Source organism: Coxiella-like endosymbiont (genome assembly GCF_002871095.1).
In the GTDB taxonomy this organism is placed as follows: domain Bacteria; phylum Pseudomonadota; class Gammaproteobacteria; order Coxiellales; family Coxiellaceae; genus Coxiella.
Window position 1 is genome coordinate 1 of sequence record NZ_NSHJ01000050.1, and the last position, 967, is coordinate 967.

The following is a 967-nucleotide window of genomic DNA, read 5'->3' on the forward strand; positions in this document are numbered from 1 at the left end:
CCTATTAATTATATTTTAATTATATTGATTGGGAGGGTAATTGAGAGATTGGGTAGAAGATCTTCTTTTCGTGCAAAAATTAGAGAAAAATGATTATTAAATTATTAATTAATTCGCTAGCGTTGGGAAGAGCATTTATTAGGAAAAAGGAATTAGTAATATTCACTATGGAGTCTTCTTATGTTCCAATTATAATGAATATAATGAAACCAGAATTGAAACAAAAATTATTAATACGAGTTAGCAGAATGTAAAATTCTTTATGTTTTATCGCTTAAGTTTAGCTCAAGTTACAAAAGCAGAAGCAGGCTAGGATGTCCATGTCGCAACTCCAGATTATAACAAGCAAATTACCCAAGCAGGTTGCACACATCACACAATTATACTTGATCATGGTAGTTTAAATTTTATCAAAGACGTAGATATTTTTTCTTTATTAGAATTATCTCAAAAATTAAAGCCTAATATTGTTGATTATTTTACAGTGAAATTTATTTTATACGCAGGAATTTCTGCTCGATTAGCTTTAATTCTAGCATTAATAAATGCTTTGACAGGGTTTAAAGTTATATTTATTACTCAATCAAAGTTTATGAGATTACTGTGTTAAATGATCCAAAAGGCTATGAAGTTGGCTGGTGATCACTTAAATATGCAAGTTTTTTTCAAAATAAAGATGATCAAGAATATTTTATCCAGGCTAATATTTTAAAAGATAATAAAACTATTTTGATTTCAGGGTCTAGTATATCTATGAAGACTTTTTATCTTACTTGATGATTCTACTGGTCTGGTACGGATGGTGTTGAATTCATGGTTACTGTGGTGTGAGATAACCGAGTGGGTGAGTTTTTTTGTGATGCTGCTTTTGATGACTTAAAAAAACACAAACTAAGGAATCAGTTTGTTTTAGTGGATTCTATTGATGCAGCTAATCCTGCTGTTATTTCTGATGTCCAATTAATAC

General features: G+C 29.7%; 1 pseudogene. It reads left to right on the forward strand.

Going from position 1 to position 967, the window contains the following annotated elements:
- Positions 1–325 precede the first annotated feature (325 nt).
- Positions 326–610 (forward strand): annotated as a pseudogene (locus CLERM_RS04175) (glycosyltransferase family 1 protein); the annotation flags it as partial.
- Between the last annotated feature and the right edge of the window lie 357 nt (positions 611–967).